Raw genomic sequence first — 20,575 nt, 5'->3', positions numbered from 1 at the left:
GTCATGATCGAACGCTCCCCCGTCTTCGACGTCGTCTGCCAGATGCTGCTGTTTCTCGGCCTCGTGATCGCGGTGACGCCCTTCGTCATCGTGCTGATCGCAGCGACGCACGACATTCGCGAGGTGAACCAGGTGCCGATGCCGCTGTGGCCTGGCACGCATTTCCTCGACAACGTCGCCGCCGCCTGGGTGCGAGCCGACCTTGGGCGCAAACTGTTCAACAGCTTCGTGTTCGCCTCATCGGTCGCTTTCGGCAAGGTGGCACTGGCGTCGATGGCGGCCTTCGCCATCGTCTACTTCCGCTTTCCCGGGCGGATGCTGATCTTCTGGGCGATCTTCGTCACGCTTATGCTGCCGCTCGAGGTGCGGATCGTGCCGACCTATGCGGTGGCCGCCAACGCCCTGCAGCCCTTCCAGGCGATCCTCGACGTCACCGGCCTCTCCTGGGTGATCGCGCAGCTGACCGGCGTGACCGTCAAGCTGCAATGGGGCCTGCTCAACTCCTATACCGGCCTCGCCCTGCCGCTCGTCGCCACCGCGACCGGCACCTTCCTCTACCGCCAGTTCTTCCTGACGCTGCCGGACGAGCTCGCGGAAGCGGCCAAGATGGACGGCGCCGGGCCGGTCCGTTTCTTCTTCCAGATCCTGCTGCCGCTGTCGAAGGCCAACATGGCGGCGCTGGCGACGATCATGTTCGTCTGGGCCTGGAACCAGTATCTCTGGCCGCTGCTCGTCACCACCGATCCGAGCTTCGGCACCGCTGTCACCCAGCTGAAAGAGCTGATCCCCGCCAAGGAAGGCGTGCCGGAATGGCACATCGCCATGGCCGGCACGCTCTTGGTCATGTTGCCGCCGCTCGTCGTGATGATCGCGATGCAGCGCTTCTTCGTCCGTGGCCTCGTGGCGACCGACAAATAGCTGCGGGCCCGACCGACCTTCGACCCAGACAGGAGGCCCCATGGCCGACATCGCCATCCGCAACGTCAAAAAGGATTACGGCAAGACCGCCGTCGTCCACGGCGTCGACCTCGACATCCGAAGCGGCGAGTTTATCGTCATCCTTGGCCCGTCCGGCTGCGGCAAGTCCACGCTGCTGCGCATGGTGGCGGGGCTCGAGGCGATCACCTCCGGCGAGATCGCCATGGACGGAAAGGTGGTCAACGACCTCGAGCCGCGCGAGCGCGGCTGCGCGATGGTGTTCCAGAATTATGCGCTCTACCCGCACATGACGGTGGCCGAGAACATCGGCTACGCGCTGAAGGTATCCGGCGTCGCCAAAGCCGAGCGCCAGGCGCGGATCCTGGCGGTGGCCAAGACAGTCGGCCTCGACGCCTATCTCGACCGCAAGCCGATGCAGCTCTCCGGCGGCCAGCGGCAGCGGGTGGCGATGGGCCGGGCGATGATCCGCGAGCCGAAGGTGTTCCTGTTCGACGAGCCGCTGTCGAACCTAGATGCCAAGCTGCGGGTGTCGATGCGCGCGGAGATCCGCCGCCTGCACCGCCGGCTCGGCGCGACGTCAATCTTCGTCACGCACGACCAGGTAGAGGCGATGACGCTCGCCGACCGCCTGGTGGTGATGAACGGCGGCAAGATCGAGCAGGTCGGCACGCCCTCGGATATCTACAACGCGCCCCCCAGCCGCTTCGTGGCGAGCTTCGTCGGCGCCCCGCCGATGAACATCCTCGACGGGACAATGGGGCCGGCCCAGCGGCTGGTGATCGACGACCGGCGGGCGCTGGTGCTCGACGCCGGCCCAGGCCTTCCCCCCGTCGGCCAAAAGCTCGCCGTCGGCATCCGGCCGGAGCATGCGCGCCTCGTCCGCGCCGGGGCGCATGGCAGCCTGCCCGCGACGGTCGACTTCATCGAGGAGCTCGGCGCCTCGCGCGTCGTGCACACCGACATGGACGGCACCGGCTTTGCCGTTTCCTTCTCGGAAGGCACCGTCCTGCAGCCGGGCGATGCCGTCGGCCTCGAGCTGCCAGCGGACCACCTCCATCTCTTCTCGGCCGAGACCGGACGGCGCATCGACCGCCCCGCGCTCGCCGTTTCCACCCCCCAGCTGCAGGAGGCCTGATATGGCCGCGATCACCCATGTCGGATTCAGCGTCACCGCCGGCGACGGCGACCTGTCGCGTCTTCGACACTCGCTGGCGGGAATCGCCGATCTCGGCGCCGATGTCGCCGAGCTCTCGCTGTTCGGGCACGACCTCATCGCCGGCGGGCGGGTGATCGAGGGCCGCGCCAAAGCACTGGCCGAGATCTGCGCCGAGTTTCCGCTGCGCTACACCGCGCACGGCCAGATCGTCTCCAACTTCATGGACGGGGCGATCCTCGCGCGGCAGAAGAAGGTGGTCTCGGCCATGCTGGAGCTCTGCGAGCGCGTCGGCGCCGACGTCCTCGTGCACCATTGCGGCAAGGCCAAGCTCGGCGGTCGTCCGGAGCGCGAGGCGCTCGACCGGATGGAGCGCGAGGCGCTGGCGGAGATGGCCGAGGTTGCCCAGCGACGCGGCGTGCGCATCGCGTTCGAGAACATCTTCGCCGTCGATCCCGGCGAGTACCGCCAGACGCCCGCCGAGATCGCCCAGACGGTGCGCGCGTTCGGGCACCCGAACGTCGTCGGCCTCATCGATTTCGGCCACGCCTATATCGAGGGCAACCGGCTCGGCCTCGACTGGCGCGGCGAAGTCCGGGAAATGGCCGGCATCACCGGACACCTCCACGTGCACGACAATTTCGGCACGCCCTACATCATGTCGGAATTCTTCCACCGCAGCGAGGCGGTGGCACTCGGCATCGGCGACCTGCATCTGCCGCTCGGCTGGGGCGACCTGCCCTTCGCCGAGATCTTCGACGAGATCACCGTGCTGCCGGGGACGGCGCTGATCATGGAAATTGACGAGCGCTTTGCCACCGAGCGCGCCGAGAGCCTGGCGATCGCCCGCCAGCTTGCCGCCGCGGTGAACGCGCGCGTCACGAAGGCCACCCCGCAGGCGGCCGCCTAGAGGGTATGATCATGAGCCAGGACCAGTTGATCCGCACCATCCTCGCCGAGCTGCCCGCGCCCTCGAAGGAGAACACATCGGAAGCGCTCGGCGCCGAACTGACGCTCGAGGAGCATCACCGGCTGGCCGCTGCGGTTCCGGCCTTCACCGCGATCGAGCAGACACCGGCGGCCGCCATGCCGCCTTTGCCGACGCTGCACATCGCGGCCTGGAATGCCGAAAGGCTGAAGTTTGCCGAGCCCTCGGTGCGGCTGGTCGAGCAGGCGGATGCCGACGTGCTCTTCCTCACCGAGGCAGATCTTGGCATGGCGCGCTCGGGCAACCGGCACACTGCGGCCGATCTCGCAGAGGCCCTCGGCATGGGGTTTGCCTATGGCGTCGAGTTCCTCGAACTCGGGCTCGGTGACGACCGCGAGCGGGCCGCGCATGCCGACGACGAGAACCGCATCGGCTTCCATGGCAATGCCATCCTCACCCGCATGCCGCTGGAAGACGCGTTCCAGATCCGGCTCGACGACGGCGCGGTCTGGTGGCTGCAGGCGGAAAAGGGTCAGCAGCGGCTGGGCTGGCGCATGGCGATCGGCGGCCGGGTCGAGATGGAAGGCGGCCCGGTCTGGCTGGTCTCCGTGCATCTCGAGAGCAAGACGACCCCGGCCGACCGGGCCTTGCAGGTTCGGCGCCTGCTCGACCACGTCGACGCGCTCTCGGCGGGCGGTGCCGTGGTGATCGGCGGCGACATCAACACCAAGCTGATGATCGGCGATGACGCCGACGCCTGGTGGGCCGCTCCTGCCGGCCGCGAGCCGCTGTTCGCCCACTTCGCCGATGCCGGCTATAGCTGGGCGGGGGCGAACACGCGCGAGAACACCACGCGAACCCGTCCGGACGGTGCCCCGACGCCGCCGCACAAGCGACTGGACTGGCTGTTCACCCGCGGATTGTCCGCCCGGCACCCGGTGACCCATCCGGCGATCGACGACCGCGGCAATGCGATCTCCGACCATGATCTGGTCGTCGCGGAGTTCTTCCGCGAGGCTTGAGCCAGCGTCAGTCTGATCGACCTGTCGGACTTTCCGGCGGCAAACGACAAAGGCCGGGAGAGTGATCTCCCGGCCTTTTCACGAACCGATTTCGAAGAATCCGTCGCCAGACAGCGTGGATCAGTTGAGGCCGACGCCGCCGCCGAACTCGTAGCGCAGGCCGGCGCGGATGGTGTGGATGTCGAAGCCGTCGTCGCGGGCCTGGACGCCCTTGGCACCAAAGGAACGATCGGCCGCGTCGTAGCCAAAATAGTCGCCGTCGGCGATGCGGGTGTAGCGATAGCCGGCATCGAGCTTCAAGCGAGAGGTCAGGTCGATGGTCGCGCCGGCCATCAAAGCGGCGGCAAAGCGCCAGCTGCTCTCGCCGGGATGGTCGAAGGTCGGATCGATACCGGTGCAGGCCGGATCGGAGCCGCAGACCTCGGTGCTCTTCACCTCGTCGTACTTGACCCGCGCAGCGCCAAGACCGGCACCGATATAGGGGGTCACGATGCCGAAATGGCCGATGTCGACATAGGCATTGGCCATCGCCGTCCAGACGCTGACCTCAGAACGGTCGTCGAAGCCACAATCGTTGTAGAAGCCAAGGCCCTTGCTGGCGGTGACGTAGGAAATGCAGCTGGTCGAGCCCCGGACGTCGGCCTTGAAGTGGTCGAGCGTCACGTCGGCACGGAACATGTCGGTGAAGCGATAGCCGACGCCAGCACCGAAGCTCGCGGCGGTCTTGGTCTCCAGACGATCGTACTCGAAGATGTCATCGACGCCTTCGACGCCTTCGAACTGGTTGTAGAAGCTGTAATCGCCGGTCGTCTTGTTCTTCAGGACGACGCCGACATCGCCACGGAGATACCAGCCCGCCGTCGACGGCGCTGCTTGCGGAACTTCTTCATAGGCCGGTTCGATCAGATCGGCGGCAGCCGCATAGCCGGCGGTATTAAGAAGGGCGATGACGGCAAGCGCCGGCAAAACTCGGTTTGACACAGAAGATCTCCAAGACTGAGCAGCTCCAGGTCTGTTCCTGCTCCTCCGGAAGAATTACCGCGGCATGATTAATGGCCGGTTAAGCCGCGCCATCGCGAACGCGCTCCGCGGCGTGTCTCCGGGCGTTCGCGACCGTCCTGTCTGTCCCCGCAAAAGGCCGCAGCGGCGGGGTTTCTACGCCCAAACTAAGGCAATGCAGGGTTGAAGGCTGTCCAGGCGCTGGGCCTGATCAGGTTACGGCAAGCAGGCCGGCCTTCGGACTTCTTTTACGTGTAGGTGTCTACATGACCGGGCAAGGAGACGATCTTTTGCCAAAGGCTGCATTGACGACCGAAGAGACAAAACATTCGCACAAGACCGCCGGCCTGTGCCGCCGGCTGCTTGCCGATATCAGGGGCGTGGCGGCGATCGAGCTGGCCCTGGTAGGGCTGCCCTTCCTCTTCGTGATCTTCGCGTTCATCGAGACGGCGGTGGTCACCGGTGCCGGTGTCGTGCTCGACAATGCAGTCAACAGCGTCGCAAGGCAGGTCCTGACCGGCGAGGTCCAGGCGGCCGATCTCGACCAGACCGCATTTCGCAAGATGATCTGCACCGAGGTGTCGATGCTGCTCGATTGCAGCAAGGTGAAGATCGACCTCCGCACCTTCGCCACCGCCGACAGCATCCCTACCTCGGCGACTCTGAAGCTCGGCTCGGTCGACGACAGCCAGTTCTGCTACGACCCGGGGGCCCAGGATACCATCACCGTCCTGCGGGCCTTCTACGAATGGCCCTATGTCGCCGGGATGCTGAGCAATCTGACGAAGGACACGAACGGAAATGCCGTCCTGATGTCGATGGCCGCGTTCATGAACGAGCCTTTCGGCGTTCGCGCCACCACGCATTCGACCTGCACCTAGATGCGACGCCATTTCCTCCACCTCCTCTCCCGCCTGAGGCACTTCAGCCGCCAGAGGAAAGGCGTCGTCGCGGTCGAGTTCGCGATGATCCTGCCGCTGCTCCTGATCTTCTACCTCGGCGCCTTTGAGGGATCGCAGGCTTTGTCGGCCAACCGCAAGGTCGAGGCGGTCGCCGATACCGTCGGCAACCTCGTCTCCCGGTCGACCGCCATGGACACGACCCGGCTGAACAACATCATGGCGATCTCCAAGGCGATCCTGGCGCCCTTCGCTACGAGCGGGCTGGTGATGACGGTCACCACCGTACGGGTCGACGTCAACGGCAAGGCGACCGTCGACTGGTCGAAGGCCAGTTCCGGCAACGGACTTGCGGCAGGCTCCACCTACACGCTGCCGGCGGACCTGCGCGGTTTCACCGATACCTACTTCGTCTTCTCGACGGCCGCCTATCCCTACAAGGCGCTGCTCGGCTACGGCGGCATGATCCCCAGCATGACGATGGCCGAGACGACCAGTTTCCGACCCCGCAAGAGTTCCGAAATCCCCTTCAGCTGACGCGTCGCGTGCCTTCGCGACCGGGCGGCTGAACACTGATGGACTGCCCGATGCAGAAACATAGCCAACTCGCTAAATTTGGGCAGCACCGTGGGGGCGCGGTGGCGATGGTCACGGCGTTCCTGCTGCCGGTGTTCATCTTCAGCGCGGCTGTCGCCGTCGACACGACACGGATCTTCTCCTCCCAACGCCAGCTCCAGCGGTCGCTCGATGCCGCAGCGCTTGCCGCCGGCAAGCAGTACGGCAAGACCCAGGACACCGCCGAACTGACGCGGTGGGCGAACGGCTTCTTTCTCGCCAATGCGAACAACCAGGCCGACCAGAACACCAAGTTCAGCTACGACGGGGTGAAGGCTGCGAACGGCAATACCATCCTGACCGTCTCGGCGACGCGGGACGAGCCGACCTTCTTCGGCAATGCAGTGTATGTCCTGTCCGGCGGCAAGGTGCCAAAAACCTGGCGGCTCGCCGTGTCCAGCCAGATCGTGATCGAAAACCGCTCGGTCGAAATGGCGCTCGTGCTCGACAATTCAGGCTCGATGAAGAACTCGCCCGCGAGCGGCGGCACCGCGAAGATCACCACGCTGAAACAGGCCGCGACCCAACTGGTTACGCAGGTCCTGACGCCGACCAGCAATGCGAACGTGCCGAACCCGGTGAAGCTCGGGATCGTGCCGTTTTCCGGCGCGGTCAATGTCGGCAACACCTACGCCAACGCCAAGTGGATGGACACCCAGGGCCTCTCCAGCTCGCACAATGACAATATTGACTGGTCGACGTACTCAAAGACGATTGCAGGCGTTAAGACTCAACAGTCTTTCAAAGTGCCGGGCAGCGCGACTGCGTACAAAGAGCTAGTCACCCTTACACCGCTGACGCGCTTTTTCCTGTATAATAAAATGTCATTGACTTGGGAGGGATGCATTGACTCCCGCCCCAATGGCCTGGCCATTACGGATACGGAGCCGTCCCTGTCAAACCCGGACTCGCTCTTTGTTCCCATGTTCGCTCCGTCCGAGTACTATTGGACGAGAGGCGACGGCGTCAGCTTGGTCCGAAACAACTACCTCAATGACTCGTCAGATAAGAAAAACAATGACAACAACACCGCACTGGTCAACTTGACACTGCAAAACAACGTCACGAAGTACTTCAATGATCCCTTGACGGCTAACCCCACCGATACGCAGAAGCAAAGAGCCAATTTCGTCTGTGATACGACCGCGATCACGCCGCTGAACATCAACATGGCGACATCGAAAGCCGCCATCGCCGCCATGCAGCCGGTGGGCGCCACCAATATCCCCGAGGGCCTGGCCTGGGGTTGGCGGGTCCTTTCCTCGCGTGAGCCGTTTACCGAGGGCGTGCCGTCGACGACCCCGGACAATCTCAAGGTCCTCGTGCTGATGACCGACGGCGAGAACACCTACAACCCGACCTACTCGACCGGTCAGGCGCTGGATGTGCAGAACGCCAACGTCTCGATGTACGGCACCTACGGTTTCGGACAGATCCTCAGCACTGACAAGAAGAGGGTCGTCCCGGGCCGCATCTTCGATGCGACGAAGACGACTCCAAAGGTAGCGGACGCCGACAACTACGTCGCCGCCCTGAACGAGATGACCACCAGCGTCTGCGAGAACATCAAGGCTGCCGGCAGGACGGCTGGTGGCGGCGACGGGATCGTCATCTTCGCCATCGCCTTCGACTTGGCCGACAGCAGCCCGATCAAGCAGCGGCTGAAAGCCTGCTCGTCCAACGGCGTCGATGGCAAGAGCGCCAAGCTCTATTACGATGCGAAGAACTCGGCGGATCTCCTGGCTGCTTTCTCTTCCATCACCGAGGAGATCTCGAGCTTGCGCGTCTCGCATTGACGCGGTTTTCCGGCCGAAGACCGGCAGGTCGCCATCTAACGAAAACCTTGCTTCGAAACGGGCAGCCACCGTCGCGCGGCTGCTTCCCCAGGCTTACCGTATTAGATCAACGAACCTGACGTATCAGCGCCGGAAACCGTTTGGAATCAACGGGTCCGCCGCAGCTCTGAATACAATGCCGATTGATTTGCGCCAGAGTTTCCGCTATTAATAGCTTGGTAAGCTTTGGAACATTGAGCGGAAGGAGATGGGTGGATGCAACGTCGTCGACAGACCGCCGTGCAGTATTGTCTCAGCCTCGAGGCACCCCCCGTCGATGCCCTCAGCGGCGATTTACCTTCCTTTTTGTTGGCTCGCCTTCGCCTTGAAAACTCAGCTCTTGAGAGCCTTCGTCTGGCGCTCGTGGGCAATGAGGAACGGCTGCTCAGCGTTTCAGCTTAACGGCGAAAGCTCCGGCGGCTGATAGCCATTAAACGCGAAAAGGCCCGCCGAGAAGGCGGGCCTTTTGCGTTGAAGGGAGAGCCGGCGGGGCTGTGGCCGCCCGGCAGTGCTCAGCCGAAGAGCTTGGTCGCCACTTCCGCCGTGTGCTTGCCCTGGAAGCGGGCGCCGTCCAGTTCGGTGCTGCTTGGCATGCGGGAGCCGTCACCATTGGCGATCGTCGTCGCGCCGTAAGGCGAGCCGCCGGTGATCTCGGCATTGCTCATCTGGCCTTGGAACGAATAGGGCAAGCCAACGATGACGAGGCCATGGTGCAGCAGCGTCTTGTGCACCGAGAACAGCGTCGCCTCGTTGCCGCCGTGCTGGGTGGCGCTCGACGAAAATGCCCCGCCGACCTTGCCGATCAGCTTGCCGCCGAACCAGAGACCGCCGGTGCGATCCCAGAAGCTCGCCATCTGCGAGGCCATGTTGCCGTAGCGGGTCGGCGTGCCCACGATGATGGCGTCGTAGTTCTCGAGTTCCTCCGGCTGAACTTCCGGATAGTCGTGATCGGTCTTGAAGTGCGCGGCCACGACGACCTCGGCCGGTGCGGTCTCCGGCACCCGCCGGATGTGGACGGTGGCGCCGGCGCTTTCCGCGCCCTCGGCGACGGCCTTCGCCATGGCCTCGATGTGACCGTAGCTGGAATAATAGAGCACCAGAACTTTTGCCATCGGATCAGTTTCCCTTCGTTGAGCTCCCGTGGAGCCGTTGCGGCATTAGATAGGCGGAGCATCGCGATGGAAAGGCGGAGGCCGGCGACGGACCGTCCACTTCGAAGCAAGGGCCGCCGTGCGTAGCCGGCCACATCAAACTTCTGAGCACCGAGGGAAGGCCTGCGCCAAGTCCGGCGTGACCCGCGTGCATCGCCGCATCCGCCTTCGCATTCCCGCGCTTGCTTTTTCGTCTGCCGCCTCGCTCTACTCCCGACAAAATAGAGACCACGGGCGAATCGGCGGACCCACCGCCGGACCCGATCGCCCGACGTTTGGAACGAGACCATGACGCAGCCCCTGCCCCCTACGACGGCCGCCATGCTCGCGATCGGCGATGAGATCCTCTCCGGCCGGACCAAGGACAAGAACATCGCGCATCTCGCCGATGTCATGACCATGGCCGGCATCGACCTCAAGGAAGTGCGGATCGTCGGCGACGAGCCGGCCTTCATCGCCGACACGCTGAACACGCTGCGCCGGCAGTACGACTTCGTCTTCACCTCCGGCGGCATCGGTCCGACGCATGACGACGTGACCGCCGAAGCGGTGGCGGCCGCCTTCTCGCTGCCGCTGATCGAACACCCCGAGGCCGTCGAGCGGTTGGCCGCGATGTACCAGCGGCGCGAACTGCCGTTCACCGAGGCGCGCCGGCGCGTGACGCGGACGCCGGACGGCGCGACGCTCATCGACAACCCGGTCTCGACGGCCCCGGGCTTTCGCATCGACAACGTCTTCGTCTTCGCGGGCGTGCCCTCGGTGTTCCAGGCGATGCTGGCCAATGCGCTGAAGGAACTGCCAGCGGGCCAGCAGATCGCCAGCGAGGCGATCGAGTGTCCGTATGGCGAGGGCGACATCGGCGATCCGCTGGCCGCCGTGCAGAAAGCGCATCCCGGCGTCTCGATCGGCTCCTATCCGCGGCTGGAGGGCGAGCGGTTCACCACGCAGCTGGTGCTGCGCTCGCGCGACATGGAGAAGCTTGCCGCCGCCCGGCGGGCCGTCGAGGCGATGCTGGCTGAGATCGCCGCCGCCTGACGACCACGCCCGCCATGTGACTTGCCCGAAACCCTTCTGCGGTCTATCGGAGCGCGACATGCCCTCCCCGCCTGGAGACCCCGATGCCGAACCCTGAAAAATCCTTCCCGGTTTCCTGGGACCAGTTCCACCGCGATGCGCGGGCACTCGCCTGGCGCCTCGCCGGGATCCGGCCGGAGTGGAAGGCGATCGTCTGCATCACCCGCGGCGGCCTCGTGCCGGCAGCGATCATCGCCCGCGAACTCGGCACGCGGATGATCGAGACGGTATGCATCGCGTCCTATCACGAGTATTCCGAGCAAGGTGAACTGAAGGTACTGAAGGAGATCAGCCCGGTGCTGCTCGAGGACGAGGGCGAAGGCATCCTCATCGTCGACGACCTCACCGATACCGGCCGCACCGCGGCGCTGGTGCGCGCCATGCTGCCCAAGGCGCACTTCGCCACCGTCTACGCCAAGCCGAAGGGCCGTCCACTGGTCGACACCTTCATCACCGAAGTGTCGCAAGACACCTGGATCTTCTTCCCTTGGGATCTCGGCCTAACGTTCCAGGCACCGATCGCCAAGGGCACCGCCGGCTGAAACGCGCTTGAGCGGCACTCTCCGCTTTCTGCTTCAGGGGCCTTCGGGAGCCGGGCTCAGCTCAAAATCTGCCACGAGATGCAGCCCGGTCGGGAGCCACTCCCGCTCGATCCGGCCCTTGTGCTGTCGCACGATCAGCGCGTCGAGCAGCGTCGCGCCGAAACCGTCCGCGGCGGGCTCGTCATCGATCCCCGCGCCAGTCTCGGTCCATTCCAGCCGCAGCCGTCTTTCCCCGTCCTCCAGCCGTTCGGCCCAGTGGATGGCGATCCGGCCGCCTTTGGCGATTGCCCCGTATTTGGCGGCATTGGTGCTGAGCTCGTGCACCACCATGGCGATGATGATCGCCTGATCCTCCACCAGTTCCACGGGCTCGCCCAGCAGTTTCAGCCTGCCGGCCTCCTCGTAGGGCTTCATCTCGTTGCGCAGCACGGCGGCGAGCGACGTGGTGCGGCCGGTTGCCTCGACGAACAGCGACTGCGTCTTCGCCAGCGACGCGATCCGCTGCGTCACGGCATGGCGCACCGCCTTCAGGTCGCGGCCATGGCGCATGGACAGGCTGACGATCGCCTGCACCTTGGCGAAGCTGTTCTTCACCCGGTGCTCCATCTCCCGCATCAGCAGGAGCTTTGCCGCCTCGGCAACCTGGCGACGTCGGATCTCCGCGCGCAGCGCCAGTTCGGTCTCCAGGATGTCGACGAGATCGGTCATCGTCGCCGTTTCCTCGGCCGTCCAGCCGCGCGGATGGCGATCGATAGCGCAGAGCGAGCCGATCACCGAGCCGTCCGGCGCATGGATCGGCACGCCGAGATAGGCCTCCACCCCGAGATCGGGGATCGCCAGGTTGTTGCGCACCAGCGGATGATCTCGCGCCGCATCGACGACGAGCGGCGCATTGGTGGCCACGACGTGCTGGCAGAAAGAATGCGTCAGCGGTGTCTCCCGCTTTTCCCGCCAAGGATCGGGGAGCCCAACCGCACTCTTGAAGAACTGACGGTCGGCATCGAGGATGCTGACAAGCGCCACCGGGACGCCAAGAAGCTTACCGATCAGCCGGGTGATTCGATCAAAGGCAACTTCGGGCGGTGTGTCGAGAAGGTCGACGGCACCGTAAGGGGCGTCGGCAGTATCGGTCATGAGCGTTTCCTCGGGTCGGCGCACCGCATCAACAACAGGTTTGGCCATCGCTTCCCGGGGAAAGACGGTCTGTCTGCGCGGCAAAGGCGCGAATTCCAGAGGCCGGTCAACCGGCAATCTCGGCGAAGGTCTTGCCATTTCAAGGGCCGAGGCCGGCCCAGCCGGAGAAAGCATTGGCGAGTCGCGATTCGGGTTCTGCCCGTTATCCACATCCCGCCGAGAACGTGATGAGCGCAATCCGTGCGGCCCGCGACCTTTCCTTGACCCACCCCGCGGAGTCGCCTTAGCGTCTTTTTAACGGTGCCGCCGGCCCGCGCGACAAGGGTTTCCACACCATCCACCGGGCATCCCAGCAGTTTCTTGGCGGCCCGTACCGCCGTTGCAGATATGCGCCCTGACGGGAAAAACTTGCGAGTGCACGGTGGAAAAGGATTCGATTAACCGGCGCTGATCTACTATATCTAGTGTCGCCTACCCCGGCATACACCACATAGCCGCCGGCTCAGCCGGCTCGCCATTCTACCACCGTCACACCGGCGGCGCGCTTTCGCGTCCGTCGTTTGGCGTCCTGCATCCAGTCAAGGACAGTCCCATGGGCATGAAGATCGAGCGTCGCTACACCAAGGCTGGCGAAGGCGCCTATGCCGGCGTTGCCTTCCGCAAAGCGACCAGCGAGATCCGCAATCCCGATGGCTCCGTCGTCTTCCGGCTGGAGGGCATCGACGTCCCCGCCCAGTTCAGCCAGGTCGCGAGCGACATCCTGGCGCAGAAGTATTTCCGCAAGGCCGGCATCCCGGCGAAGCTGAAGCGCGTCGAAGAGAATAGCGTCCCGTCCTGGCTGTGGCGCTCGGTCCCCGACCACGCCGCGCTCGACGCAATGCCCGAGGGCGAGCGCTACGGCTCTGAAATGGACGCGCGGCAGGTCTTCGATCGCCTTGCCGGTACCTGGACCTATTGGGGCTGGAAGGGCGGCTACTTCGCCACCGAGGAGGACGCGCGCGCCTTCAACGACGAGCTCGCCTTCATGCTGGCGACCCAGAAGGTCGCACCGAACTCGCCGCAATGGTTCAACACCGGCCTGCACTGGGCCTATGGCATCGATGGCCCCGGCCAGGGCCATTTCTACGTCGACTACATCACCGGACAGCTGACCCGCTCGGCCTCGGCCTATGAGCACCCGCAGCCGCACGCCTGCTTCATCCAGTCGGTCGCCGACGACCTCGTCAACGACGGTGGCATCATGGACCTCTGGGTCCGCGAAGCCCGCCTCTTCAAGTATGGCTCGGGCACCGGCTCCAATTTTTCGCGCCTGCGCGGTGAGGGTGAGAAGCTTTCGGGCGGCGGCAAGTCGTCCGGCCTCATGAGCTTCCTGAAGATCGGCGACCGCGCGGCGGGCGCCATCAAGTCCGGTGGCACCACGCGCCGGGCCGCCAAGATGGTCGTCGTCGACATCGACCACCCCGACATCGAGGCCTACATCTCGTGGAAGGTGAAGGAGGAGGAGAAGGTCGCCGCCCTCGTCACCGGCTCGCGCACCATTTCCAAGCACCTCAAGGTGATCCTGGCCGCCTGCGTCAACTGCGAGGGTCCGGAGGGCGACTGCTTCGAGCCGATGAAGAACCCGGCGCTGAAACGCGCCGTCAAGGACGCCAAGAAGTCCCAGGTTCCCGAGAACTACATCAAGCGCGTCATCCAGTTCGCGCGGCAGGGCTACACCGACATCGACTTCCCGGTCTACGACACCGACTGGGATAGCGAGGCCTACCTCACCGTCGCCGGTCAGAACTCCAACAACTCCGTCCGCGTCACCGACGACTTCCTGCGCGCCGTGGAAGATGACGGCACCTGGAACCTCACCGCCCGCAAGGACGGCCGCGTCGTCAAGACCCTGCAGGCCCGCGACCTCTGGGAGCGGGTCGGCTATGCCGCGTGGGCCTCGGCCGATCCCGGCATCCAGTTCCACACCACGATCAATGACTGGCACACATGCCCGGCCGCCGGCGAGATCATCGCCTCGAACCCTTGCTCGGAATACATGTTCCTCGACGACACGGCGTGCAACCTTGCCTCGCTGAACCTCATCCAGTTCCGCGAGCCCTCCGGCACGCTCGACACCGACGCGTTCGAACACGCCACGCGCCTCTGGACCGTGGTGCTCGAGGTGTCCGTCCTGATGGCGCAGTTCCCGTCGAAGGAGATCGCCCAGCGCTCCTACGACTACCGCACGCTCGGCCTCGGCTTCGCCAATATCGGCGGCTTCCTGATGACCTCGGGCATCCCCTACGACTCCGCCGAAGGCCGCGCGATCTGCGGTGCCGTCTCGGCGCTGATGACGGGCGTCGCCTATGCGACCTCGGCCGAGATGGCCGAGAAGCTCGGGCCGTTCCCGGACTACGCGGCGAACGCCGACCACATGCAGCGCGTCATGCGCAACCATGCCCGCGCCGCTCAAGGCATCGCCAACGGCTATGAGAACCTCTCGGTCGACCCGGTTCCGCTCGACCATGCCGCGCTGAAGGACAAGCGCCTGTCGGCCCGCGCCAAGGCCTGCTGGACCAAGGCCGTCTCGCTTGGCATCGCGCACGGCTACCGCAACGCCCAGGTCTCCGTCGTCGCCCCAACCGGCACGATTGGCCTCGTGATGGACTGCGACACTACCGGCATCGAGCCTGACTTCGCGCTGGTGAAGTTCAAGAAGCTCGCCGGCGGCGGCTACTTCAAGATCATCAACAACGCGGTGCCCGCCGCGCTGCGTTCGCTCGGCTACACCGAGGCGCAGATCGGCGAGATGGAGGCCTATGCGGTCGGCCACGGCAATCTGAACCAAGCCCCGGCGATCAACCCCGGCTCGCTCCGCGCCAAGGGTTTTGGCGAAGAGCAGATCGAGGCGCTGAACACGGCGCTGAAGGCGGCCTTCGACATCAAGTTCGCCTTCAACAAGTGGACGCTCGGCGAAGAGTTCTGCCGCAAGACGCTGGGGCTGACCGACGCGCAGCTCGCCGACTTCTCCTTCGAGATCCTGCCCTTCCTCGGCTTCTCCCGCGCCGACATCGATGCCGCCAACGTCCACATCTGCGGCGCGATGACGCTCGAGGGCGCACCGTTCCTCAAGGACCAGCACCTGCCGGTGTTCGACTGCGCCACCCCGTGCGGCCGGATCGGCAAGCGCTACCTCTCGGTCGAGAGCCACATCCGGATGATGGCGGCCTCGCAGCCCTTCATCTCCGGCGCGATCTCCAAGACCATCAACATGCCGAACGACGCGACGGTCGAGGACTGCAACGCGGCCTACATGCTGTCGTGGAAGCTCGCGCTGAAGGCCAATGCGCTCTACCGCGACGGCTCGAAGCTCTCGCAGCCGCTCAACGCCTCGCTGATCGCCGACGAGGGCGATGACGAGGACGATCTGGTCGCCGAGGCGACCGAGATGCTGATCGCCCAGCCGGCGACGGCGCGCGCGGCGGAAGTCGCCGAGCGCATCGTCGAGCGGATCGTCGAGAAGGTGATCCGCGACCGCGAGAAGCTGCCGAACCGCCGCAAGGGCTATACCCAGAAGGCGATCGTCGGCGGCCACAAGGTGTACCTGCGCACCGGCGAGTACGACGACGGCCGCATCGGCGAGATCTTCATCGACATGCACAAGGAAGGCGCCGCCTTCCGCGCGATGATGAACAACTTCGCCATCGCCATCTCGCTCGGCCTGCAGTTCGGCGTGCCGCTGGAGGAATATGTGGAGGCCTTCACCTTCACCCGCTTCGAGCCGGCCGGCATCGTCCAGGGCAATGAGGCGATCAAGAACGCCACGTCGATCCTCGACTACGTCTTCCGCGAGCTTGCCGTCTCCTATCTCGGACGGCACGATCTCGCCCATGTCCAGCCGGAGGATTTCGGCACCTCGACGATCGGTCGCGGCGTCGAGGCCGACAAGCCCTCCCCGGTCAGCCACGGCATGGTGCGCGGCCAGACGGCGAAGTTCCGGCTCGTTTCGTCCGATCCGGCGGGCACGCTCAGCACCGGCACCGACGGCCGCACGCCGGCGACGACGCTGAAGGGCACAACGCCCGCCGTCGCCCCTCGCAGCCCTGCGGTCGCCACGACCGGCGCGGCGGTGACGCAGCTGGCAGGCCGCGGCCCGACCAGCTTCGGCGGCGGCAACCAGGCGACGGCGCTGAAGCGCGACTACGAGACGGCCCCAGTCTCCGACCCCGCGCCGATCGCCGACGTCTCGCCGGCGCAAGGCATCTTCGACAGCCCGCTGGCCTTCAAGGCCTCCGAGCGCGAGACCGCCAAGGTCGAGCAAGCACCCGGCCCCAGCGCCAACGAACGCCGCGCCCAAGCCCTGATGAAGGGCTACACCGGCGAAAGCTGCTCGGAATGCGCCAACTTCACCATGGTCCGCAACGGCACCTGCTTGAAGTGCGACACCTGCGGCGCAACGAGCGGCTGCAGCTGAAGCAAAAAGCCGGTGATGGACCTGACGCGTCAACGAATCTCGCTCAACGTCACGAAAGTTCGCTCGATCTCGCCTGAAGTTCGCTCACCCGGTTTGAAGCCGGGTGAGCACCCGACCACTCGGGCGCTTCACCGAGATGGGTGGAATGTCACGAAGTTTGCTCTCAGCGGCACGCTGGTTTGCCTCAGGGCACCGAAATGACCCCATCGTGGCACGCTAGGTGTGCCGCAGTTTCCACGGGGCAGAATGCCCTTCCTGCCGAACCAGTCCCTGCGCGCCGCCCGGCGCGCAGGAATGCAAACGGGAACAAAACGAGACCGTGAAGGTGGAGCATGCCGAGGAAGACCGTTGCGAATGCTTCAGGCGCTGCTGCCGGCGCGGCGAATGGCAAGCGCCCCGCACTCCCGGGAAACGTCAGAGCGATCGTTTGGGCTCGAGCCGCTGGCCGCTGCCAGTTTGAGGGCTGTAACGACACGCTGATCGGCGACCTCGTGTCAGGCAAGCCGGACATCAACCGGGCCTACATCGCCCACATCGTCGCCGATAAGCCCTTGGGTCGTCGTGGCGACACTGTCCTATCGCCAGCACTCAGCAAGGACCCGACGAACCTCATGCTCCTCTGCGACACTCATCACCGCGTCATCGACGGGGTGGAGACTTGGTCGGCTTACCCGGTCGAACGCCTACGGGCGATGAAGCAGATCCATGAATCCCGCATCGCTACGCTGACTGCGGTCGACATCGATCGTGCTTCCCACGTCATCCGCTTCGCCGCTCAGATCGGCCAGAACGAGTCCCCAGTAGCCAAAGAGCACATCACCGTCGCCTTGGTACCGGAGCGTTATCCCGCCGAGGGCGGTTGGATTGACCTCGACGTGCCCGATCTCGGCATCCCCGACAGTCAGCCGTCCTACTGGGTGATGCACCAATCGCTCCTTCGGCAAAAGTTCACGGAGAAGGTTGTTGGACGACGCGAGCGGGGGGAGATCAAACGCCTGCAAGTGTGCGGCCTCGCACCAATCCCGCTGCTCGTTGAACTCGGTCGCTTGATCTCTGACATCACCGATGCCGAAGTCCGTCAGTTGCTGAGGGAACCAAAGGGGTGGGCCTGGGCTAACGAGGATCCCGCCCTCAGGCTGGTCGTCACCGGTCCGGTCGGTACAGGTTCGAAGGTGGTGCTGAAGCTCGAACTGAGCGGCGAGATCGAGGACGGCCGGATCACCAGCGTGCTCGGTGACGACGTCTCTATCTGGTCGGTGAAGGCGGCGACTACAGGCAACGACATCATCCGCACAGCGACGGACCTTCAGGTTTGGCGTCGCGAGGTCAGATCCGTGCTCGAGGCGATCAAAGATCGCCACGGCTTGGCGGGTGGTCCGGTCCACGTATTCCCGGCGATCGCCGTATCCGCCGCAGTCGAGCTTGGCCGCGTCTGGATGCCCAAAGCCCATCTGCCGATGCGTCTGTACGACCAGAACCGAGCGCTCAAAGGGTTCGTGCCGACCCTCGACATCGCACACGAGCAGTTGGAGGTATCCGCATGAACTACGCCGACCCGATCCTGCGTCAGATAGCCGAATTCAGCCCTCTCGACATTCTGCTTGCAGATGTTGCCGTTCGAATCCAGCTTACGCCGACCGACCACAAGAAGGCCGAGGGTCACTACCATGCCATCAGCGAGTGGCTGGAGCGCGATGGGAGCGAACTACAGGGCCTTGTCGAGATCTTCTACCCGCAGGGCGGGTTCGCAATCGGTGCCACGACCGCGCGCCATGCCGACGACGCCGATTTCGACATCGATGCGATGGTTCAGGTCAACTGGAGGCCGGACATCGATCCGGAGACAGCTCTGTCGACGCTTCATCGGTCCATCCGTGGGGAGCCAGGGTCACGCTACTACAACAAAACGGATCGCAAGACGCGCTGCGTGACGGTCCTCTATGACGGCATGCACCTCGACGTTACGCCTGCCGTCAGGTGGTCTGGGACCAGGGACAGGACGTCCTATATTTTCCACTCCAAGCGTGACCGCACGACCAACGAGAGTCGCCGTCTCGTGGCCAACCCGTATGGGTTCGCCGAGTGGTTCAATCTGATGACGCCACCGGACGCCGCTTTCGGACAGTTCTTCGAGCGGCGGTCTCTCGATTTCGACCGCGCCCTCCGTGACAGCGGAGCCCGCGCCGACACCGCTCCGGTGCCTGATCACGCGCCAGCGTATCGAAAGCCCCGGGCCGTGATCGCCCTCCAGCTCATCAAGCGCTGGAGGAACTTGGCCTATGATGCCCGGCACCCGAAGCTCCGCCTCCCGCCCTCTGTGGTCATCGCTCACTCGGTCGCGCTGAACGCCAACCGGAATACGTCCCTGTCCGGTGAGCTTCAGTACCAAGTCGAGCAACTGATCGTCGGGTTGGAACTCGCGCATCGAAGAGGCCGAACGTATCAAGCGTTCAACCCTGCATGTGACGGCTACGACGAGCTGACCGACAGGTGGCCGGGCGACCTGTCGAACCAGAAGACCTTCATCGACGAGCTGAAGGTCTTCGCGGCCGACCTGCGTATCCTGAACCACGGAACGAACATCGCCGAGATGAGGAATATCCTCGAACGCCTCTTCGGCGAAGCTCCGGCTCGCGGCGCGGTACGCGGCTACATCGACCGCCACGTGCAGGACAACGACCGGGTAGGAGCTTTCCATATCCTGCGCTCGGGATCGGTGCCGGCTCTCGGGTCAACGGCAGTTCCCGCGGCGGCCCGGCCGACGCCAAAGAGCACCCCTTACGGGGACTAATGGCGATGGCATTGCTGTCAGTCAGAGAACAGAGCCGTCGGCTCCTCGCCGAATGCCCTAGCTTCCGCCCTCTCGTGGAGTGCTGGTGGCTAGGCATTTGGGAGGGGGAGGTTACACCGATCTGTCAGACGTATCGGATCCACATCCGGTACTTCCCTTTCATCTACCTCGGCAACGTGGAACTAGCGCACCCCCATATCACCATCCGCGTCGTCGACCCGGTGATTGCACCTGACCCGAGGGGGACAGGCGAGGCGACGCCTCACGTCTATAGCTGGGGGCATCCTCCAGCGACGCCTGCACTTTGCATCTTCGACCCGGCCCAAAGGGAGTGGGGGCCAGAGGAATACATTGTCGACAAGATCATTCCTTGGACCGTGAAATGGCTCCTCTTCTACGAGGACTGGCTGGACACAGGCGAATGGCAGGGCCGAGGACGGCACCCGGAGATTGCCCCGGCAGCGCGTCGAGGCAAGTTGCAGAAGACCGCGCCCACCTTGCAAGATGACGTGCGGCTGTCTCGCCTTTTTGACCGCTTCGGAAGGAGGGTCGGACTGCTTTCTTCCGGCCTTGCGCTGGCACTTCGGGCCGGCTGGGAGGAGACGTTCGACTCGTGGCCGCGTGCGATCCCTACGGTTTAGCTTTCCGCGTTTCGATCCCGCTCGTTCTGCCCGGCTCCTGGCACCTGCGGCAGCCACCTCTCCCGATGGACGACCCAGTTCTCGTAGGTCGGCGCCAGATCCGTCGGCGCGGCGTCGAAGCACCCGAGGCGGACCTCGACCTCACCGTTGCACTCGACGCTGAAGAGCCTCGAACCGCAGGTCGGGCAGAAGTGTCGATGGACGAAGTCGCCCGCCCAGCTTCGGGTCTCGCCCGTGACCGTGACGGCTGCCTCAGGAAAGACGGCGAAGGCTAGGTAGGGCCCGCCCGTCTCCTTCCGGCAGACGGTGCAGTGGCAAAGGCCGACGCGGATCGGGTCGCCGCGGATCTCGACGCGGACAGCGCCGCAGTTGCATCCGCCATACCTTGTCGTCATCGAC

The 20,575-nt window shown here is 64.7% G+C and carries 17 protein-coding genes; 13 read left to right on the top strand and 4 right to left on the bottom strand.

All coding sequences use genetic code 11. From position 1 onward, the window contains the following. Window positions 1-3 precede the first annotated feature (3 nt). The 4 genes from ACZLZQ_RS14630 to ACZLZQ_RS14615 are packed head-to-tail and all read left to right on the top strand — an operon-like array spanning window position 4 to window position 4,042. On the top strand, window positions 4-918 hold the full coding sequence (locus tag ACZLZQ_RS14630; protein WP_472950007.1) for an ABC transporter permease subunit: 915 nt from the start codon (window positions 4-6) through the stop codon (window positions 916-918). 40 nt (window positions 919-958) lie between these two features. Further along, entirely contained in the window at window positions 959-2,074 is a 1,116-nt protein-coding gene (gene ugpC, locus ACZLZQ_RS14625; protein WP_472950006.1) for a sn-glycerol-3-phosphate ABC transporter ATP-binding protein UgpC, read from the top strand. Window position 2,075: 1 nt separating this feature from the next. Continuing rightward, window positions 2,076-3,002 carry a sugar phosphate isomerase/epimerase family protein gene (locus ACZLZQ_RS14620; RefSeq protein ID WP_472950005.1) on the top strand — a complete coding sequence of 309 codons (927 nt, stop codon included), beginning with the start codon at window positions 2,076-2,078 and terminating at the stop codon, window positions 3,000-3,002. 11 nt (window positions 3,003-3,013) lie between these two features. Continuing rightward, a complete protein-coding gene (locus tag ACZLZQ_RS14615) occupies window positions 3,014-4,042 on the top strand; it encodes an endonuclease/exonuclease/phosphatase family protein (protein WP_472950004.1) in 1,029 nt (342 codons plus the stop codon). Between the two features lie 120 nt (window positions 4,043-4,162). On the opposite strand, the gene ACZLZQ_RS14610 is transcribed toward ACZLZQ_RS14615, so the two are convergent. Next, the gene (locus tag ACZLZQ_RS14610; RefSeq protein ID WP_472931791.1) at window positions 4,163-5,023 is read right to left on the bottom strand and encodes an outer membrane protein; all 861 of its coding nucleotides are present in this window, start codon (window positions 5,021-5,023) and stop codon (window positions 4,163-4,165) included. A 308-nt stretch (window positions 5,024-5,331) separates the two neighbouring features. Here ACZLZQ_RS14610 and ACZLZQ_RS14605 point away from each other — a divergent pair, with 308 nt between their 5' ends. From ACZLZQ_RS14605 to ACZLZQ_RS14595, 3 genes are read left to right on the top strand one after another with little or no spacing between them, the layout of a single operon-like run. Then, window positions 5,332-5,922, top strand: a complete 591-nt coding sequence (locus tag ACZLZQ_RS14605; protein ID WP_472931790.1) for a TadE/TadG family type IV pilus assembly protein — start codon at window positions 5,332-5,334, stop codon at window positions 5,920-5,922. Beyond that, window positions 5,923-6,477, top strand: coding sequence for a TadE/TadG family type IV pilus assembly protein (locus ACZLZQ_RS14600; protein ID WP_472950003.1), 555 nt, complete (start codon window positions 5,923-5,925; stop codon window positions 6,475-6,477). Between the two features lie 50 nt (window positions 6,478-6,527). Then, complete coding sequence (locus ACZLZQ_RS14595) at window positions 6,528-8,351, top strand: TadE/TadG family type IV pilus assembly protein (RefSeq protein WP_472950002.1); 1,824 nt, start codon at window positions 6,528-6,530, stop codon at window positions 8,349-8,351. A 551-nt stretch (window positions 8,352-8,902) separates the two neighbouring features. Here ACZLZQ_RS14595 and wrbA read toward each other — a convergent pair. Then, on the bottom strand, window positions 8,903-9,502 hold the full coding sequence (gene wrbA, locus ACZLZQ_RS14590) for an NAD(P)H:quinone oxidoreductase (RefSeq protein ID WP_472950001.1): 600 nt from the start codon (window positions 9,500-9,502) through the stop codon (window positions 8,903-8,905). Window positions 9,503-9,829: 327 nt separating this feature from the next. Between wrbA and ACZLZQ_RS14585 the strand changes: the two genes are divergently transcribed. After that, window positions 9,830-10,576, top strand: a complete 747-nt coding sequence (locus ACZLZQ_RS14585) for a competence/damage-inducible protein A (protein WP_472950000.1) — start codon at window positions 9,830-9,832, stop codon at window positions 10,574-10,576. A gap of 83 nt (window positions 10,577-10,659) precedes the next feature. Then, window positions 10,660-11,157 carry a xanthine phosphoribosyltransferase gene (gene gpt, locus ACZLZQ_RS14580; RefSeq protein WP_472931784.1) on the top strand — a complete coding sequence of 166 codons (498 nt, stop codon included), beginning with the start codon at window positions 10,660-10,662 and terminating at the stop codon, window positions 11,155-11,157. 33 nt (window positions 11,158-11,190) lie between these two features. On the opposite strand, the gene ACZLZQ_RS14575 is transcribed toward gpt, so the two are convergent. After that, window positions 11,191-12,291 carry a sensor histidine kinase gene (locus tag ACZLZQ_RS14575; protein ID WP_472949999.1) on the bottom strand — a complete coding sequence of 367 codons (1,101 nt, stop codon included), beginning with the start codon at window positions 12,289-12,291 and terminating at the stop codon, window positions 11,191-11,193. Between the two features lie 598 nt (window positions 12,292-12,889). Between ACZLZQ_RS14575 and ACZLZQ_RS14570 the strand changes: the two genes are divergently transcribed. The 4 genes from ACZLZQ_RS14570 to ACZLZQ_RS14555 all read left to right on the top strand — a co-directional run bounded on the left by ACZLZQ_RS14570 (window position 12,890) and on the right by ACZLZQ_RS14555 (window position 20,176). Continuing rightward, entirely contained in the window at window positions 12,890-16,744 is a 3,855-nt protein-coding gene (locus ACZLZQ_RS14570; RefSeq protein WP_472950397.1) for a vitamin B12-dependent ribonucleotide reductase, read from the top strand. Window positions 16,745-17,076: 332 nt separating this feature from the next. Continuing rightward, a complete protein-coding gene (locus ACZLZQ_RS14565) occupies window positions 17,077-18,288 on the top strand; it encodes an SAVED domain-containing protein (protein WP_472949998.1) in 1,212 nt (403 codons plus the stop codon). Continuing rightward, window positions 18,285-19,535, top strand: coding sequence for a nucleotidyltransferase domain-containing protein (locus tag ACZLZQ_RS14560; protein WP_472949996.1), 1,251 nt, complete (start codon window positions 18,285-18,287; stop codon window positions 19,533-19,535). The genes ACZLZQ_RS14565 and ACZLZQ_RS14560 overlap by 4 nt, the downstream gene beginning before the upstream one ends. Next, entirely contained in the window at window positions 19,535-20,176 is a 642-nt protein-coding gene (locus tag ACZLZQ_RS14555) for a type II CBASS E2 protein (RefSeq protein WP_472949995.1), read from the top strand. The genes ACZLZQ_RS14560 and ACZLZQ_RS14555 overlap by 1 nt, the downstream gene beginning before the upstream one ends. Here ACZLZQ_RS14555 and ACZLZQ_RS14550 read toward each other — a convergent pair. Continuing rightward, window positions 20,173-20,571 (bottom strand): GFA family protein, encoded by a 399-nt coding sequence (locus ACZLZQ_RS14550; RefSeq protein ID WP_472949994.1) that lies wholly within the window; start codon window positions 20,569-20,571, stop codon window positions 20,173-20,175. The two genes, ACZLZQ_RS14555 and ACZLZQ_RS14550, sit on opposite strands and share 4 nt — an antisense overlap. Window positions 20,572-20,575: the final 4 nt, after the last annotated feature.

Source organism: Mesocryomonas lacus (genome assembly GCF_055730105.2).
Note: the sequence above shows the minus strand (reverse complement) of the source record. Positions and strands in the feature narration are given on the sequence as shown.

Coding starts and splice junctions, on each gene's coding strand:
- ACZLZQ_RS14630 (WP_472950007.1), top strand. CDS start 4: ATGATCGAACGCTCCCCCGTCTTCGACGTCGTCTGCCAGATGCTGCTG.
- ugpC (WP_472950006.1), top strand. CDS start 959: ATGGCCGACATCGCCATCCGCAACGTCAAAAAGGATTACGGCAAGACC.
- ACZLZQ_RS14620 (WP_472950005.1), top strand. CDS start 2,076: ATGGCCGCGATCACCCATGTCGGATTCAGCGTCACCGCCGGCGACGGC.
- ACZLZQ_RS14615 (WP_472950004.1), top strand. CDS start 3,014: ATGAGCCAGGACCAGTTGATCCGCACCATCCTCGCCGAGCTGCCCGCG.
- ACZLZQ_RS14600 (WP_472950003.1), top strand. CDS start 5,923: ATGCGACGCCATTTCCTCCACCTCCTCTCCCGCCTGAGGCACTTCAGC.
- ACZLZQ_RS14595 (WP_472950002.1), top strand. CDS start 6,528: ATGCAGAAACATAGCCAACTCGCTAAATTTGGGCAGCACCGTGGGGGC.
- wrbA (WP_472950001.1), bottom strand. CDS start 9,502: ATGGCAAAAGTTCTGGTGCTCTATTATTCCAGCTACGGTCACATCGAG.
- ACZLZQ_RS14585 (WP_472950000.1), top strand. CDS start 9,830: ATGACGCAGCCCCTGCCCCCTACGACGGCCGCCATGCTCGCGATCGGC.
- gpt (WP_472931784.1), top strand. CDS start 10,660: ATGCCGAACCCTGAAAAATCCTTCCCGGTTTCCTGGGACCAGTTCCAC.
- ACZLZQ_RS14575 (WP_472949999.1), bottom strand. CDS start 12,291: ATGACCGATACTGCCGACGCCCCTTACGGTGCCGTCGACCTTCTCGAC.
- ACZLZQ_RS14570 (WP_472950397.1), top strand. CDS start 12,890: ATGAAGATCGAGCGTCGCTACACCAAGGCTGGCGAAGGCGCCTATGCC.
- ACZLZQ_RS14565 (WP_472949998.1), top strand. CDS start 17,077: ATGCCGAGGAAGACCGTTGCGAATGCTTCAGGCGCTGCTGCCGGCGCG.
- ACZLZQ_RS14560 (WP_472949996.1), top strand. CDS start 18,285: ATGAACTACGCCGACCCGATCCTGCGTCAGATAGCCGAATTCAGCCCT.
- ACZLZQ_RS14555 (WP_472949995.1), top strand. CDS start 19,535: ATGGCGATGGCATTGCTGTCAGTCAGAGAACAGAGCCGTCGGCTCCTC.
- ACZLZQ_RS14550 (WP_472949994.1), bottom strand. CDS start 20,571: ATGACGACAAGGTATGGCGGATGCAACTGCGGCGCTGTCCGCGTCGAG.